Consider the following 16545-nt stretch of genomic DNA (forward strand, 5'->3'; position numbering starts at 1 on the left):
TCACCCGTCCGCCGCTCGTCAGCATCCCGAAGGACCTGTTACCGCTCGACTTGCATGTGTTAGGCCTGCCGCCAGCGTTCAATCTGAGCCATGATCAAACTCTTCAGTTTAAAATCATTGTGATCCTTACTCGCTAACCAACGGACTAGCCGACAGCAGCAAAAGCGGATCAAACTTGGCTCAAGGTTCAAACGAATTCATTTCAATTTACATTGTCATGACCGCTTGCCTTGATATTTGGTGATTTGTCACCAACATCAGCAAGCGCCCACATGAATTACCTGATCAAATTGTTAAAGAGCTGTTTCGCTGTGGTGGCTCATTGAGCTACCTGGCTGACCGTTGACTTGGCTTACCTCAGCGAGGAAGGCGTATTCTACGCAGTTCCTGGTGGTTGTCAAGGGCGTTGTTTTCGATGCAAACCTGACCACATCCAAAACCGCCTGCTTTCGTAAAAGCGTTAACTTCCTGACAATCCGAAGGCTTTCACCTTCATTCACCGCTGGTAACGCTTGGCGTCCCCGGCAGCGGATGCGTACTCTAAAGCCTGAGTAGCAATATAGCAAGAAAAATAAGTATAGACGATAAAAAAGCGGCAGGAGGTTTCCCTCCTGCCGCAAACCACCGATCAGAACGCCTGATCAGAGAGTGCTTCTTAGTGGCGCCTTGCCACCCCAAAACCAATATTCAAATTTCAAAACCTAAACCAAAGTCTTCGCTGGAGATAGCCATTAGGCTGGAAGCGCCTGACTGAATCATCTGTGCATGAGTTTTGGTGCGTGGCAATAGTCGCTGGTAATAGAAGCGAGCCGTATTCAACTTGGCGGTATAAAAAGCTTTATCGCCACCTTCTAGAGATACAGACGCCTGCTTGGCCGCACGAGCAAATAAGTAAGCCAGGGTGACGTAGCCTGAGTACATAAGGTAATCAACACTCGCCGCACCTACTTCCTCGCGGTCTTGCATCGCTTTCATGCCCACACCCATAGTCAGCTCACCCCACTCTGCATTTAGCTTGGAAAGCGGCACAACAAACTCTTTAAGCGCGGGATTATCCGCTTCAGCTTTACAAAATTTGTGGATCTCCTTGGTAAACACTTTCAGAGTTTCGCCCTGACTCATGAGCACTTTACGGCCCAGTAGGTCGAGCGCCTGAATGCCGGTGGTGCCTTCATATAAGCGGGTAATACGCGCATCGCGCACCAACTGCTCCATGCCCCACTCTTTAATAAAGCCGTGGCCGCCATAAATCTGCACCCCTTCATTAGTGCTCTCAAAACCGACTTCGGTCAGAAAGGCTTTAACAATGGGCGTTAGCAGACCGAGCAGGGTTTCAGCGTGATCTCGCTCTTCACCTGGCTGCCCATGCTCAACAAGGTCAAGCATTTGGGCGGTGTAAAGCACCAGCATGCGCCCACCTTCGGCAAAGGCTTTTTGAGTCAGCAGCATACGACGGACATCGGGATGGACGATGATCGGATCGGCAGGTTTATCAGGCGCCTGCTTACCCGACAACCCACGCATCTGTAAACGATCGCGCGCGTAGCTCAGCGAGTTCTGGAAACTGGCTTCAATCAAACCCAGCCCCTGAATACCCACACCCAGGCGGGCGGCGTTCATCATAGTGAACATGCATGCCAGGCCCTTGTTGGGCGGCCCGACCAGATAACCGGTGGCACCATCGAAATTCATTACACAGGTGGCGTTACCATGGATCCCCATCTTGTGCTCAAGCGAACCACAGCTAACGCCGTTGCGCTCGCCAACACTGCCTTGAGCATCAGGCAAGAACTTGGGCACCACAAACAGAGAAATGCCTTTAGAGCCTTCCGGCGCGTCAGGCAGCTTGGCCAGCACCAGGTGAATAATATTCTCGGCCAGATCGTGCTCACCAGCGGAAATAAAAATCTTGGTGCCGGTAATTGCATAGGCGTCGCCATCAGCCGGCACGGCCCGCGTCTTGATCAAACCAAGGTCAGTACCGCAGTGCGGCTCGGTCAGGCACATGGTGCCCGTCCAGACACCCTCAACCAGCTTGGTAAGATAGGTCGACTTCTGCTCATCGGTACCATGATGCTTAAGTGCATCGGCTGCACCGTGGGATAAGCCCGGATACATTCCCCACGCGAGGTTAGTGGCACAGATCATTTCCGAGAGTAGCATTGCTAGCGAAGGTGGCAGCCCCTGTCCGCCATGCTCAGGGTCGGCTGCCAGGCTCGGCCAGCCACCTTCTACGTACTGCTGGTAAGCTTCTTTAAAACCATTAGGCGCTTTAACTTCGCCCCCTTCTAGTAGGCAACCCTCTTCATCGCCACTTTGATTGATGGGAAGTAGTACGTCACGGGCAAAGCGGGCCCCCTCTTCCAAAATGGCGCTGACGACATCAGGCGATGCCTCATCGCCACCCGGCAGGCGCGCATAGTGGGTGGGGTAATCAAGCATTTCGTCCATGACGAAACGCATATCGCGCAGAGGGGCCTGATAACTGGGCATCGCATGTCTCCTAAAACGGGGGGATTGAAAGCCTAATTAATGCTTTTGACCAAATGGCATTCAAACACATGTTTGAAAACTAGCGTGGGCGCCCTGTAGAGTCAAGCGACTGTTTGAATTTACTCTCCTAAACCACTACAACTTTAGTCGTTCAGTCCATTAACATTAAGATCTTCATGCCACTTGCCCTTGAGCACTCGACATAAAAAACTCGCCAGCCAAAAGCTGACGAGTCATTTTAAAACCGTTACTCGGAAGGGTTACTGCATCCGAATACCACCGTCTAGGCGAATCACTTCACCATTGAGCATGGCATTGGTGATGATCTGTTCCGCTAGTTGTGCAAACTCATCCGGTCGACCCAACCGTTTAGGGAAGGGCACTGCAGCCGCTAAGGCCTGAGCAGCCTCATCAGGGATCTCACTCATCATTGGCGTTTCAAACACACCAGGCGCAATCGCCATGACTCGAATAGCATGCCTTGAAAGCTCGCGCGCAGCCGGAAGGCTCATACCGACAACACCGGCTTTAGAGGCACTATACGCGCACTGCCCTACCTGCCCATCAAAAGCAGCAATAGATGCGGTATTAATGATAACCCCGCGCTCACCACTCTCTGTGGGGTTATTTTTAGCCATAGCCGCTGCCGCAAGGCGCATAACGTTAAAGGTACCGACCAGATTGATATTGATCGTTTTCGCATAGCTTTCTAAGTCAGCCGGGTTACCCTCGCGATCAACCAGCTTCGCCACGCTAACCACGCCCGCACAATGCACTACGCCTGAAAGGCCGCGCTCACCACCCAACGCTACCGCCGCATTTATCGCCTGCTGCATTTGCTCAGCAGAGGTGATATCTGCCATAAAGGCACGCGCATTTACCCCCAACTGTTGTGCATGACTGTTGACGCTATCGTTCAGGTCGCATAACACCACGCGCGCGCCAGCGGCGACTAACCGCTCGGCGGTTGCTGCACCCAACCCTGAGGCGGCACCGGTAATTAAAAAAGTACTGTCCTTAACCTGCATAACCGTATTCCCTATGGTCGTTGTATTTATTCGCCTGTCTTCGCATCTTCCGCCGCCTGGGCACGCAATTTAAAACGCTGAATTTTGCCGCTTGGGGTTTTGGGCAGTTCATCAACAAACTCAATAATGCGAGGAAACGCGTGCGTGGAGAGCCGCTCGCGGACACGCTTGCGAATCTCTTCGGCCAACTCATCGCTGGCCTCAAAGCCTTCGCGCAGCACAACATACGATTTAATGACTTCACCCCGAATTTCATCGGGCTGCCCTACTGCTGCTGACTCTGCGACGGCAGGGTGCGTCATTACACTGTTCTCGACATCCGTTGGCCCAACCCGATAACCCGCCGTGGTAATAATATCGTCGTCACGTCCCGCAAATTGGAAGGTGCCATCTTCGTTGCGTATAACCACGTCACCCGTGAGGTAATAACCTTCCACAAACGGATTCTTCTCTTGCCAGGTATAACCCTGAAAAAAATGCGCGGGGGAGTTTTTGATATCCACGGCGAGCACGCCAGGCTCACCGGCAGGCAGCTCATGATACTCTGCATCCAAAATCGCCAAGCGATAACCCGGCATCGGCACACCCATCGCACCCACATGCTTAAGGTGATCAAGAGAATGGTGGTTGTTACAGGTCATACCGGTTTCGGTTTGGCCGTAGTGATCCATGACCGGGCAACCCAGCGACCTCTCCACCCAGGTGACCACTTCAGTATTCAAAGGCTCACCTGCCGAGCTGGCTGCACGCAGTTCTAGTGTTTCATAAGCGTCATCGAACAGGCCCGATGCTTTCATCAGACGGTATGCGGTCGGGGCGGCGGCAAAATTGGTTATGTGATGACGCTTCATAAACGCCAGCGCTCCTTCGGCACTAAACCCTGCTTCGCAGAAATGAGTTGTCACACCCAGCAGCAATGGACCTGCGATGGCATAGTAAAGGCCATAGGCCCAGCCAGGATCGGCCATGTTCCAGAAGCGGTCATCGTCACGTAGGTCAATGGCGAGTTCCATATAGATTGCAAAGGCGGTCATCCCCGCCAGTGGAACAGCAACGCCTTTCGGCTTGCCCACGGTACCCGAAGTGAACATTTGCAAGAACGGTTCTTCGGGAGACAGCCGCGGCGGCTTATCGCTCATTGACGTATGCGTCAACGACGCTTGCCAATCATGGTCATCCGCGTGCTCCCGGGTTGCGCCGCCTACTGCCAATACTGGCGGACATTGGCTGAGGCCATCGAATTTATAACGATTGGCGTGATCGGTGATCACTAGTTTAGTGCCCGCACGTCCGAGCCGATAATCGACGGCATCGGGCCCAAATGCGGTAAACAGAGGCTGGTAAACCGCGCCAATCCGCCATGTCGCCAGCACCGCAATTAATAATTGTGGTGACCGCGGTAGCATGCAGGCAATACGGTCGCCTTTGCCTAGCCCTTGGGCTTGAAACCATCCAGCCAACTTAGCGCTGTGCTCGTCTAACTCGGCGTAGGTCAAGGTATGGATGGCCCCCTGGGTATCCTCTTGAACCAGCGCTAGCACATCACCACGCCCGGCTCGCACATGGCGACCACAGCAGGCTTCATAAGCATTAAGCAAGCCGTCCCGATGATCATCCAGGCGGGCAATGACATTATCAATGGAGAAGGTATCTAGGTAATTCTGGTAGTCGGGTAAGGATTGTGGTGTCGCTGTCATGGTGGCTCTCTTATGTAGTTGGTAATGAGCACAGAGTAAAAAGGGCAGCTACGTATTCCGTCGTTATAATTATCCGTTGACGTTAACGGAAGCCTTAAGTTAAAAACAACGCTAAAAGTAATCGTCGCAGAGAGCAAGCACTCTTCTAAAATGTAAGGTTAGACGTTGGTCGAGGCGTCGTCAGCGAAACCTCAAGTCGAGGCAGGCATGATCATAGCGACAAGCTCATCAGCAAGGTCATCAGGTGAGCGGGGGCCGTTGGGGTCGTACCAGCGCACTGTCCAGTTCAATGCGCCAAGCACAAAGCGGGATACAAGAAATCGATCACCACGGATGAGGCCTGCCTCAAGCGCATCATCAATGACGGCGACCCAGAGTGCCTCATAAGCATCGCGCAAATGGCTAAGATGGGCACGCGCCTCAGGGTCAAGACGACGCCACTCAAAAAGCGCCACCACGTGCGCATTACGGTCAGTGAAGAGGGTTTCGAGATGGGCACGGGCCATGGTGCGCAGGCGTATTTCAGGATCGGCGGCGCACTCATCCAAAGCTTTGCGGGCAATTATCAACGCATTTTGAGTGCCCTCTTCGATGACCGCTGCGAGGATTTCCTGTTTATCTTTAAAATGATGGAACAAGCTACCGGATTTAATACCCATTTCCTGCGCAAGCATTCGCACGGTGGTACGGTCAAAGCCCTCTTGGACGAATAGCTGAGCGGCCAGACGCGTCAATTCCTTGCGGCGAGGGGATGCATTCATTACATTCATGTTATTTACACTAGCGCTTGCTTGGTTACCTTTGAGAAAACCACAGCACCGCTTACGGGTCAACGCATCACCCACTACACACTATGATAATCACAATAAATTTGAAGGAGATTAGTTATGAGCAACCCCACCGACATTGTATTCTTAGCTGCTAAACGCACGCCCATGGGCGGCATGATGGGTAGCCTTGCGAGCATGACGGCGCCACAGCTTGGTGCAGTCGCTGTTAAAGCAGCGATCGAAGCATCAGGCATCGATCCTGCCGCGATCACCGAAGGTATTATGGGCTGCGTACTGCCAGCAGCGGTTAAGCAGGGACCCGCTCGTCAGGCAATGCGACAAGCAGGTATTCCAGATGCCAATGGGGCCACCACTATCAATAAGTTATGTGGTTCCGGCATGAAAGCCACGATGCTTGCACACGACTTAATTAAAGCGGGCAGTGGCGATATTTTGCTCGCCGGGGGTATGGAATCCATGTCCAACGCCCCTCATGTACTTACCAAGGCACGCGGTGGCTACCGGCTGGGTCATGGCGAGCTGAAAGACCATATGTTTCTGGATGGGCTGGAAGATGCCGAAACGGGCAAACTGATGGGTGTATTTGCTCAGGATGTCGCCTCTGATCGCGGTTACACTCGCGAACGCCTGGACGATTTTGCGATTGCCTCGCTTGAACGCGCCATGGCAGCCACCAACGCAGGTCACTTAGCGACCGAGATGGCCCCCGTCACTGTTACGTCCCGCCAAGGCGAAACCTTGGTCGAACACGATGAGCAGCCCTTCCAAGCTAAGCTCGACAAAATACGTCAGCTGCGCCCCGCCTTTGCTAAAGACGGTACGATTACCGCCGCCAACGCTAGCTCAATTTCCGACGGCGCTTCCGCGCTTATTTTGGCCAGCCAGGCAGCGGCAGATCAGCATGGCATTAAGCCACTCGCCCGAATGCTGGGACATACAACCCATTCACGTCACCCCAGTGAATTCACCATTGCCCCTGTGGGGGCGATTGAAAAACTGATGAAAAAGCTGGGCTGGGGCGTTAATGACGTAGACCTATTCGAGATTAACGAAGCCTTTGCGGTGGTTACACTGATGGCCATGGATGACTTGGACCTTCCCCATAGCAAGGTCAATGTCTTTGGCGGTGCCTGCGCCCAAGGCCACCCGATTGGGTCTACCGGCTCGCGCATTATCGCCACGCTGATTCACGCGCTGCGCGCAAAGGGTGGCAAACGAGGTATAGCAAGTTTATGCATTGGTGGCGGCGAAGCGACGGCAGTGGCCGTCGAGCTAATCGATTAGTCAGCGATCTCTTAGGCTAATTCACCTCGATTAACGCCCTGGTGCCATGTCAGCCAGGGCGGTTTAGCAAATCGATGATCAACGTTATGAGGCGACTAGCAAACAGGCTTTACCTTCATCCTGCTGGGGGCGTGCTGTGGCTGATCCCTCTTGGCTAAGCTGCTCCCATTCAGGGTATTCGACACCATTTTGTTGAGCATATTGTGGGCTTGCCCCAGCGGCGTCCTCGGTAACACTAAATTGACCGGCATACTCGCGCATCTGTAACGCCTCTTGGGATAATCCTTCTGCGCTGTGGGCAGCCTGATTGACTAAGCGCATGGTCTCTTGTGTGGTGGTATCAATTTGCACGACCGCCTGATTGACCTCTTCAATGCCACGCCGCTGCTCTTCTGATGCATGAGCTATTTGCGTCATTAGCGTATTCACGTTACCCGCCGCCTGCATGATGGCACGGGTATGTTCACCTGCTTGCTGCGACAATATACTGCCTTGTTGGATACTCGCACTCGACGCTTCAATTCGAGTTCGAATCTCGCTGGCGGCATTCGCACTGCGCGTTGCCAGCGCACGCACTTCATTGGCGACTACCGCAAAACCACGCCCATGCTCACCGGCACGCGCCGCTTCAACCGATGCATTGAGCGCTAAAATATTGGTTTGGAAAGCAATGCTTTCAATCATTCGAATAATGCTTTGGATCTCGTCGGAATGACCATTTATCGCCTCCATGGTGGCAATAAACTGGGTAATCACTTCATCACCCTGCTGTGCCTTATGGGACACATCCGCCGTTGACCGCTTAACATGGGCCGCACTTTCGGCATTCTGATTAACCGTGGCGGTAAGCTGTTCCAAGCTCGCTGCCATCTGCTGCAAGGCGGACACTTGGGTATCGGTTTGGCTCGCCAGGAGTTGGTTCTGTTCGGTCATCTCCTGGCTGTTGCTATACACCTGCTGGCTACTGGTAGTGAGGCGATTAACAGTCGTTGTCAAAGCGAGCTGCATACTGGCTAGCTCACTAAACAGCTGACCAATTTCATTGGATGAGTGCGCCGTTACCGGTGCAGACAGATCCCCGTTAGCTATGCGCTGGAAGTGCCCAGTGATCGTCTTTAATGGGCGCCGCACGTTTTTACGCACGCCCCATACCACTACCGTCACTACCAACAGCGCAGCACCAAGCGCTGCAATCACACCCCAAAAAAGTAGTGATGAGACCTGCTCAAAGCGTATAAGCAAGGCGTTTCCCCGCTGAGCGGAAGCGTCTAAAAAAGCTTCGGCGCTTGCCACAAAGTGCTGACTACTCTCATCCACCCGCGACTCACCCGAGAAGAAACCTGATACGTCGCGCTCTTCAAGCATCATCATTTGAAGGCTGAGGTTATTGTTAACAAATGATTGAAAGTTTGACGCTAACTGATCAACTAACGCCTGCTGCTCTTGATCAAAGTCGCTGGCTGTAAATTGATTGAAATTCTCAGTCGCGGCATCAAGCAACCGCTGGGCTTCTTCTATCAATGAGTCAGGTCGATCGAACGACGGGGTACGAATTAACTCAGCTGCACGATTCATCTGAATACGCGCACGCAAGAGCTGGGAGTAGGCACTATCCAGGTTACTAATTTGCGCCATGTCCCGTTCATGAAGCGACGTAAATGCTTCACGGCCAAAATGGTTGGCGAACAAACCCAGTGCGCCAATGACGACCACCAAGCCGCTAAAGGCAACTAATACGAGCGTCCAACTGGCTTTGACGCTTAAGTTGTTAATCCATTTCATCTCGACCCGCCCCTTTTAGTAAGATTAAGCAGTTGCATCGAGGGGCAGCCAGAGCTGCAGACGCCGACGAATTTCTAGTAACGCCTGCTCATAAGCATCTGACTTGCCGATTAAGCGAGGGTCACGAATATCCCAGGACAGCACTTCGCCCGCCTCACCTTGCCAATCGCGGCAGGCTTGCTGAGCCTTGTCACACAGCACAATGACAAAATCGAAGGTCTCGCTTTCAAACTCATCTAACGACTTACTGCGCAAGCCTTCGGTAGGAAGCCCATGTTTACGCAACGCTTCAAGCGTCAATGCGTGGGGCTCATCGGGTTCAGAACCGGCACTAGACGCTTCAAAACGATCATCTGCCATATGGCGAAGCAACGCCTCCCCCATTAGAGACCGTGCAGAGTTAGCATTGCAGAGGAATAACACGCGGCGCTTCGTCATAAATAAACAGCCTCTTATGTAGTTAGTGACTGTCACCCTACGCCGGGTTCATGACGACAATATTGCAAACATACGCCAGCCCTCTAAATATACGAAAAATCATATATTATAGAGCCGTCAATCTAAATGATTCGAAACGGATAACTAAGATGAGCTTACTTAATGATTCTTATGGCAACGCCAGTGCCATCAAGGCACTCGCTGCCACTAAGGCCGCTGATACCCACAGGCAGGCACTCAGTCCGTAAGCCATATACAACCAGCCCGATAGTAGCGTGCCCATTAATCGCCCCATGGCATTGGCCATATAGTAAAAGCCGACATCCATGGAGACGCCATCGGCGCGAGCATAATGCACGATCAAATAGCTGTGCCAGCTGGAATTAATCGCAAACAGCACCCCAAAGGCGAGTAACCCAACCACCAGCCAGCCCACTTGCGCCAAGGGCAGCATCGCCAACATAATCGCCAACACCACCAGCGACGCCGCCCAGCCAGCGGTAAGCGCCCGCGCATCTCCCTTGATCAGTCGGGTTAATTTCGGCGCCTGGGTTTGCACGCCGCCATAACCGATCACCCATATTGCCAGCAGTCCGCCCACCGTCCAGTGTGTCCAGCCATTCTGATCATATAAAAACACCGGTAGTGCTACGACGAACCATACATCCCGCGCCGAAAACAGGCAAAAACGCGCCGCAGAGAGCACGTTAATCGCGCGTGATTTTGAGATAATTTCTGAGAACTTGGGCTTTATTTTTTGGCGGCCTAAATCCGCCTTGAGCCGTAGCAGTGAAAGTAGCAATACGCCACCAAGCATCACCGCCATCACGAATACAGCGGCCTGGAAACCAATCAACGTTAACAGCAGCCCGCCGACAAAAAAGCCCAGCCCTTTTAGCGCATTCTTAGAGCCGGTCAGCATCGCTACCCAGCGGTAAAGCGCGCTATTGGCATTGACGCTCTCTTTGGGCACTAACACCTTAACCGCACTTTTAGCGCTCATTTTATTGAGGTCTTTGGCAATCCCCGACAGCGCCTGAGCGGCCATCACCCAAGCGACTGTCAGCAAGCTAGCGGGCACCATCAGCATGGCGAGAGCAATAATTTGCAGTCCCAGCCCTACGTTCATCGTGCGGTTGAGCCCTAACCGCGCACCCAACCAGCCACCTACTAGATTAGTCACCACGCCGAAAGCTTCGTAAAACAGAAACAGCATGGCTATTTCTAACGGCGAGTAGCCCAGCTGGTGAAAGTGCATCACCACCAGCATGCGCAAGGCGCCGTCGGTGATCGTAAATGCCCAGTAGTTGCCGGTAATCAGTATGTATTGGCGCACCTCGAAAGGTAGCGCCTTTACCCGCGCAAGCATTGATTCAGCCACGACCCACCTGCTCACGCCCGACGATTAGCGCCAGCTCAGCGGTACGATTGGCGTAGCTCCACTCATTGTCATACCAGGCATAGAGTTTTAACTGAGTGCTGTTGACTACCATGGTAGAGAGCGCATCAATAATCGAGCTGCGCGGGTCGGTGCGGTAATCAATCGACACCAGCGGGCGCTCTTCGTAGCCCAGGATACCGGCAAGCTCGCCATCGGCGGCAGCTTTAAGCGCCTGATTAACCTCATCTACCGTCACTTCCTGCGCAAGCTCGAACACCATATCGGTAAGGGAAGCGTTGGCCAGGGGCACACGTATCGCATGACCGTTTAGCTTACCTTCCAGCTCTGGAAAAATGGCTGTGATGGCTTTTGCTGAACCGGTGGTGGTGGGTATTAAGCTCATGCCGCAAGCGCGCGCACGACGCAAATCTTTATGCGGGGCATCCAGAATCGTTTGGGTATTGGTGATGTCATGCACCGTGGTCATTGAGCCATGACGGATACCGAAGGTTTCCTGAATGACCTTGACCACCGGTGCCAGGCAGTTGGTGGTGCAGCTAGCAGCAGTGACGATCTTATGTTGAGCTGGGTCGTAAAGATGATCATTTACTCCCACCACCACATTGAGCACGCTCGCTTCTTTCATAGGCGCACTCACTACTACACGTCCGGCGCCTTGGTCGAGATACGCTTGAAGCTTTTCAGTAGTTTTCATTTTGCCAGAACATTCGATAATCACATCGCAGCCGGACCAGTCGCTATCGGCAGTTGCTTTATTAGCGCTAAAAGCAATAGATTTACCATCGATAACGATAGCGTTATCAGCTGCTAAGATGCCCTGCCCTGGGACCCAATGGCCGTGTACCGAATCAAACTCCAGTAAGTGGGCAAATGTCGCCGCATCACCACCGGGGTCATTGATACGTGAAAGCTCAACGCTGCCCGCCTCAATCTCTGGCCATAGACTGCGTAGTGTTAAGCGCCCAATACGACCAAAACCGTTGATACCAATACGCAGTGCCATAATGACTCCTAATCTTAATTTTCTCGGCGTCCGTTCTGTTGCGCTATCTGTATCTCGAAAGCTGATCCCAAATATACGATTAAGCATATATTTACGGTTAAAAAAACACAAAATCAAGCAGGCCCACTGTTCTATTGTGGGCCTGCTAAGTAGGCGTTAATTAGCCATAACGACCAGAGATATAATCTTCGGTTTTTTTCTTGGCCGGGGTTGAGAACATTACTTTCGTATCGTTGTACTCAATGATTTCCCCCAGGTGGAAAAAGGCCGTATAGTCCGCTACCCGCGCCGCCTGTTGCATGTTGTGCGTCACCGTAATAATGGTGAACTGCTCTTTCAGCTTATCCATTAAATCTTCGATAGTCGCTGTCGAAATTGGGTCAAGCGCTGAGGTTGGCTCATCCATCAGAATCACATCGGGTTGAACCGCAATGGCACGGGCAATACAAAGCCGCTGCTGCTGACCACCGGACAGAGAGGTGCCCGGTTCCTGCAGCTTGTCTTTCACTTCGTTCCACAGCCCTGCGTCGCGCAATGCTTTTTCAACCAATTCATCCTGCTCAGCTTTACGGCTTACCAAGTCGTGCATACGCGGCGCGTAGGCTACATTTTCATAAATGGATTTCGGAAAGGGATTTGGCTTTTGGAATACCATCCCTACCCGCCGGCGCAGCGCCACTTCGTCCATTTTAGACGCGTTAACGTCACGCCCATCCATCTCGACCAACCCTTCCGTACGCACGCTAGGAATCAAATCGTTCATGCGATTGAGGCAGCGTAAGAAGGTCGATTTCCCACACCCGGAAGGGCCAATCAGCGCCGTCACATTTTTCTGGAATAGATCGATATTAAGATTCTTCAGCGCTTGGTTTTTTCCATACCACAGGTTCAAATCGCGGACCCGGATGCTTAAATCATGGCAGGCCTGATTGTTACGTGTATAGGGCTGCCCAACGGCTGGTTCATGCTGGTCGTTCATTACAGGTGCTTGGCTATTCATAGCAATGTCCTCTATAACGCACTGGCCTACCAGCGGCGCTCAAATTTCTTACGTAACACAACGGCAAAAGCGTTGAGTGAAATGAGTATGGTGAGTAGTACCAAAATACCGCCGGCCGTTTTCTCTACGAACGCCTGCTCAGGTTCACCTGACCAAGTAAATATTTGCGCAGGTAACACTGTCGCTGCTTCGGTAAATGAAGCGCTCACATCAGGAATAAACGCCACCATCCCAACAATAATCAGCGGCGCTGTTTCACCCATCGCTTGCGCAAGGCCGATAATGGAGCCGGTCATAATGCCAGGCATGGCTAACGGTAAAACGTGATCACGTACGACCTGCCAGCGTGAACAGCCTACCCCAAACGCAGCGTGACGAATGGAATCCGGCACGCTGCGCAGCGCGGTGCGCGTTGAGATAATAATCACCGGTAGCGTCATTAAGGCCAGCGTCATACCGCCCGCTAATGGTGAAGAGCGAGGGACGCCAAAGAAGTTGATAAAGATCGCTAGACCCAGCAAACCAAACAAAATAGACGGAATCGCGGCCAAATTATTAATGTTAATTTCAATCGCCTGAGTAAAGCGGTTATCCGGGGCAAACTCTTCCAAATAAACCGCTGTCATCACGCCGATAGGAAAAGATATCGCTAGGGTAACAATCATTGTCATTACGGTACCCACCACAGCCGATAAAATCCCTGCGTACTCAGCAATTTTTGAATCACCATTGGTAAAAAACGTTTTACTAAACCGTAGGTCTACCTTGCCAGACTCTACCAACGCATCAACGGTCTCTTGCTGCTCGGAGCTCAGCCTATTGCGGTGACCCTTTAGGTATTGATCCACCTCGCTGGTCGCCAATATCCACTGTTCTTCACTGGTACCGATCATGCCGGGATTGTTGCGAAGCTCCATCGGGATCACACGCACCATCGTTCGACTGATAATGGGAAGTAACTCTTCATCGAACGCTTGGCGTCCATCGGTTTCTGCTTCTTCGGTGTAGTTAATTTCTGTCTGGATATACGCCTGCTGAAACGCGGGAAGGCCCTTGCTCAGCATATCGGCAAAGAAGAGCACCAGAAACAAGCCTGCCAAGCCTAATGATCCCATAGAGATCCATTTAAGGCGTGCAGACTTACGGTGACGCCGCTTAAGCTGCTGGCTGATTTCGTCAAAAGTATGGCTCATCGAAACAGTTCCTCAGCGTTACAGGTTATTCACGCGGTATTTTTCGCGGAAGCGACGGATCATCAGCACAGACACCAAGTTCAGCGCAAGCGTGACAGCAAATAGAACCAAACCAAGGGCGAAAGCAGACAGCGTTTCAGCACTTGCAAACTCCTGGTCCCCTGTTAAAGCTGCCACAATACGCACTGTCACCGTGGTCATATCTTCCAGCGGATTAGCGGTCAAATTGGGACGCATGCCTGCGGCCATTACCACAATCATGGTTTCTCCCAGCGCCCGCGACATACCTAGCAGCGCTGCTGAGATAATCCCTGGCAACGCGGCAGGAATGACTACATCACGAATGGTTTCCCCTTTGGTCATCCCCAATGCCAGCGACCCTTGACGCATGCTATCCGGTACCGAGTTGATCACATCATCGGAGAGCGATGAAATAAACGGTATGATCATAATACCCATCACGACACCTGGCGCGACGGCGTTATTATAAGAAGCATCAAGGCCAAAAAATCCGGCGATGTTGACGATAATCGGCGCCACCGTAATCGCCGCGAAAAAGCCGTATACAACAGTGGGTATACCCGCCAATACTTCCAAAACCGGTTTCGCAATAGTGCGCACATTACGCGGCGCGTACTCTGACATGTAAATCGCTGACAGCAAGCCAATGGGTACCGCCACCAGCATAGCGATGGCGGTAATCATAAAGGTACCGGCAAATAGCGGTACTGAGCCGAATTCTGCACCAGCCCCGTCTCCACGACCCGCTGATGCTAAAAAGCTTGCGCCTGGATTCCATGTAGTGCCGGTAATAAATTCCCAAAAGCTGTGCATTTGGAAAAAACGCAATGCCTCGGAGATGATCGAGAACAAAATGCCGAACGTCGTGAAAATTGAGATTAACGCTGCCCCGGCCAAGACCAAGCGGATTACCCGCTCAATGGCCTGACGGGCGTGAAAGTCAGGTTTAACTTGGTTCAGACTTACCATCAGCCCTATGGCGGCTATCACTAAGCTCGCCGCCAGCAGATAGAGCGTTGGAATATCGGCGCCCATTATTAGCAAAACAAAAGCGCCCAGCGTACTCACTAGCACCGCTGGCCCGGCGGTCGAGAGCACGGTAAACCAAGCGTATTGATCTGGCTGAGCAAACATAGCCGTTCCAGCACTGCGTAGGCGGGCGGCTTTTGAACGGCCAGCAAAAAACGCTAGCAGCCCCAGCAGCAGTAACGCACCGCAAAAAATCAGAAGAAGCTGGTTAGTCTGCATCGAATTTCTCTCGCATTACCTAATGAAATCGTATTGGCGACTACTTTGGGGCACAAACATTACAGCAATGTGACAAACGCCAATATATAACTGCCGCAAAACGAAAGGCCGACAGCTTACGCTGCCGGCCATTTTCATTTCTAGCGTCACTAATTACTTAAGAACATCTGCTGACATGGTAGTGCGGTCTGCTACCGCCTGACGCCACTCTTCACGCTCATTTTCCGGCAGTACGATCAGGCCGATGTCACGTAGATAACCATCTTCACCGATCATCATCTCGCTCATAAACATGTCGACATAGTCATACATCGGCGGTACTTCTTCGGCGTGCTGGTTCTTGACGTAGAACCACAGTGAACGCGCGATGGGATAGTCACCCGAGCTAATGGCTTCAGCTTCCGGCGCTACGCCGTCAATGCTGGCAGCGCTGATCGTGTCAGTATTCTCTTCCAAGAAAGAGTAACCGAAGATACCAAACGCACCGGTGTCTTCTGATAGGCGCTGAACGATCAGGTTGTCGTTTTCACCGGCATCGATGTAAACGCCGTCAGAACGGATTTCAGTGTAAGCTTCTTCATACTCGTCCATCTCTTCAGAAGACGTCTCCATGACTAACTCTTCAAACGCGTCACGCGTACCAGAAGTAGTCGGCGGTCCATAGATGGAAATTTCACGATCAGGCAGCGAGGAGTCGATGTCGCTCCAGTTGGTGTAGGGGTTATCAACCAACTCACCATCAACCGGCACTTGAGCAGCAACGGCCAAGAAAATTTGCTCAAGGGTTAAGTCTAGGTCGTCGTTTGAGCTTGACTGGCCCATTATGATGCCGTCAGAACCGATTTTGGCTTCGGTAATATCGGTGACGCCATTCTCTTCACAACGCTCGAACTCAGCGACTTTCATGCGGCGTGAAGCGTTGGTGATATCGGGCGTGCCTTCACCTACACCGTTACAGAACAGGCGCAAACCGCCGCCCGAACCGGTTGATTCGATAACAGGCGTGGGATTACCAGTGGTAGCACCGAACTCTTCAGTTACGTAGCTGGCAAATGGGTAAACGGTGCTGGAGCCTACGATACGGATTTGATCACGGGCTTGAGCAACACCGGCAACGCTCATAATGGCAGCCGCGAGCACGGTGGTTTTTAGAATGCGGTTCATG

The 16545-nt window shown here is 52.3% G+C and carries 13 protein-coding genes and 1 rRNA gene; 1 reads left to right on the forward strand and 13 read right to left on the reverse strand.

What is annotated here, in order from left to right:
• The 5 genes from ACUVOF_RS20705 to ACUVOF_RS20725 all read right to left on the reverse strand — a co-directional run.
• Window positions 1–110, reverse strand: a 16S ribosomal RNA gene (locus ACUVOF_RS20705); the annotation flags it as partial.
• A 577-nt stretch (window positions 111–687) separates the two neighbouring features.
• Complete coding sequence (locus tag ACUVOF_RS20710) at window positions 688–2493, reverse strand: acyl-CoA dehydrogenase C-terminal domain-containing protein (RefSeq protein WP_447046132.1); 1806 nt, start codon at window positions 2491–2493, stop codon at window positions 688–690.
• A 260-nt stretch (window positions 2494–2753) separates the two neighbouring features.
• Entirely contained in the window at window positions 2754–3521 is a 768-nt protein-coding gene (locus ACUVOF_RS20715; RefSeq protein ID WP_447046133.1) for an SDR family NAD(P)-dependent oxidoreductase, read from the reverse strand.
• Window positions 3522–3547: 26 nt separating this feature from the next.
• Window positions 3548–5218, reverse strand: a complete 1671-nt coding sequence (locus ACUVOF_RS20720; RefSeq protein WP_447046134.1) for an AMP-binding protein — start codon at window positions 5216–5218, stop codon at window positions 3548–3550.
• A gap of 191 nt (window positions 5219–5409) precedes the next feature.
• Window positions 5410–5979: a TetR/AcrR family transcriptional regulator gene (locus ACUVOF_RS20725; RefSeq protein ID WP_447046135.1), complete on the reverse strand. Its 570-nt coding sequence runs from the start codon at window positions 5977–5979 to the stop codon at window positions 5410–5412.
• 126 nt (window positions 5980–6105) lie between these two features.
• Here ACUVOF_RS20725 and ACUVOF_RS20730 point away from each other — a divergent pair, with 126 nt between their 5' ends.
• Window positions 6106–7293: an acetyl-CoA C-acyltransferase gene (locus ACUVOF_RS20730; protein ID WP_447046136.1), complete on the forward strand. Its 1188-nt coding sequence runs from the start codon at window positions 6106–6108 to the stop codon at window positions 7291–7293.
• An 84-nt stretch (window positions 7294–7377) separates the two neighbouring features.
• On the opposite strand, the gene ACUVOF_RS20735 is transcribed toward ACUVOF_RS20730, so the two are convergent.
• From ACUVOF_RS20735 to ACUVOF_RS20770, 8 genes are all read right to left on the reverse strand, one after another.
• Entirely contained in the window at window positions 7378–9075 is a 1698-nt protein-coding gene (locus tag ACUVOF_RS20735; protein WP_447046137.1) for a methyl-accepting chemotaxis protein, read from the reverse strand.
• Window positions 9076–9099: 24 nt separating this feature from the next.
• Complete coding sequence (locus tag ACUVOF_RS20740; RefSeq protein WP_447046138.1) at window positions 9100–9513, reverse strand: arsenate reductase ArsC; 414 nt, start codon at window positions 9511–9513, stop codon at window positions 9100–9102.
• 169 nt (window positions 9514–9682) lie between these two features.
• The gene (gene arsJ, locus ACUVOF_RS20745) at window positions 9683–10882 is read right to left on the reverse strand and encodes an organoarsenical effux MFS transporter ArsJ (RefSeq protein ID WP_447046185.1); all 1200 of its coding nucleotides are present in this window, start codon (window positions 10880–10882) and stop codon (window positions 9683–9685) included.
• Window positions 10883–10886: 4 nt separating this feature from the next.
• Complete coding sequence (locus ACUVOF_RS20750) at window positions 10887–11918, reverse strand: ArsJ-associated glyceraldehyde-3-phosphate dehydrogenase (protein ID WP_447046139.1); 1032 nt, start codon at window positions 11916–11918, stop codon at window positions 10887–10889.
• Window positions 11919–12078: 160 nt separating this feature from the next.
• Window positions 12079–12918 carry a phosphate ABC transporter ATP-binding protein PstB gene (gene pstB / locus ACUVOF_RS20755; protein WP_113270931.1) on the reverse strand — a complete coding sequence of 280 codons (840 nt, stop codon included), beginning with the start codon at window positions 12916–12918 and terminating at the stop codon, window positions 12079–12081.
• Window positions 12919–12944: 26 nt separating this feature from the next.
• A complete protein-coding gene (gene pstA / locus ACUVOF_RS20760) occupies window positions 12945–14111 on the reverse strand; it encodes a phosphate ABC transporter permease PstA (RefSeq protein ID WP_447046140.1) in 1167 nt (388 codons plus the stop codon).
• A gap of 18 nt (window positions 14112–14129) precedes the next feature.
• Window positions 14130–15380: a phosphate ABC transporter permease subunit PstC gene (gene pstC / locus ACUVOF_RS20765; RefSeq protein ID WP_447046141.1), complete on the reverse strand. Its 1251-nt coding sequence runs from the start codon at window positions 15378–15380 to the stop codon at window positions 14130–14132.
• Window positions 15381–15533: 153 nt separating this feature from the next.
• Complete coding sequence (locus tag ACUVOF_RS20770; protein ID WP_447046142.1) at window positions 15534–16544, reverse strand: substrate-binding domain-containing protein; 1011 nt, start codon at window positions 16542–16544, stop codon at window positions 15534–15536.
• Window position 16545: the final 1 nt, after the last annotated feature.

The sequence above is a fragment of the Vreelandella sp. H-I2 genome (assembly GCF_052959335.1).